This window comes from Duncaniella muricolitica (assembly GCF_910574735.1).
In the GTDB taxonomy this organism is placed as follows: Bacteria; Bacteroidota; Bacteroidia; order Bacteroidales; family Muribaculaceae; genus Duncaniella; species Duncaniella muricolitica.
The window spans coordinates 1-903 of record NZ_CAJTCF010000165.1 but is presented as its reverse complement, the minus strand read 5'-3'; the positions used below and the strand labels follow the sequence as shown (position 1 = coordinate 903).

Sequence of the window (903 nt, the reverse complement as noted above, 5' to 3'; positions counted from 1 at the left end):
GGACCGAGACTTCTTCATATTCCGACTGGTCAAACTCTACGCCTAAAAATTTAACACTTCTAACTGCCAAATTTAACATATGCACCGCCATTTCGGCTTGACCCGATTTGCCACTACGTCTTATTCCCGTTATTATCTTAATATCGGGAGTATTTATCAAGCCCTCTAACTGGCGGAGGTACAACGGTCTTTCTATTAGTTTCATCTGATTTCATTTCCCAAACTTAAAAATTATTTGACTTTGGGAAACGACGCAAAGTTACAAATTATTTTCCAAAGTAAACGAGAATGTAATCCCAAAAACTGAATTATCTGGCTCAAGCCCCCAAACAAATCACCCAATCTCACGCCCAAAACTGGGTGCAAAATTGGGTGCAATCTTTGTAATCGCCTGACAATCAGGCTTATTTGTGGAGATGGAGGGACTTGTTCCTTACGCTCCAAATGTAGCTATATCAAGTAGATAGCGTATCTAAAAATTTAATAGTGCCTTGTTAGTGCCTGACTCTTGAATTTGAGATGCACTGTCTCCGACAGGCACAAATCAAGTTGTCGCAACTTGTCTCTACAAGTTTCCAAGCCATATGCAAATTTAATCATTTTTTCTCTCTCGTACAAGGCCGAAGGTTCTTTTTAACTATTCGATAATCAATTGTTAAACACAACAAACGTCCATTACGATTTATTACTGTCCGCTAAACTTTTTTTGAGCGATTGAAAAATTAGGGCTGATTCTTGCTAAGGCAAGCGACAAAAGTCGATTACCTTAGCAAGAATCAGCCCTAATTAGTTATTTTTGGTGTCGTCAAACAAACCATGAATAACCATGAGCAAAAGTAGTAATTTCTTCGGACAGCCGATATATGGGCAGTTGATAAAATCGCTCGACCGCGAAAAAATTGT

General features: G+C 38.8%; 1 protein-coding gene. It reads right to left on the bottom strand.

The window, feature by feature from the left end:
- Positions 1-205, bottom strand: a 205-nt coding sequence (locus QGT73_RS17320; RefSeq protein ID WP_280123258.1) for a hypothetical protein, incomplete at its 3' end; no start/stop codon positions are given.
- Between the last annotated feature and the right edge of the window lie 698 nt (positions 206-903).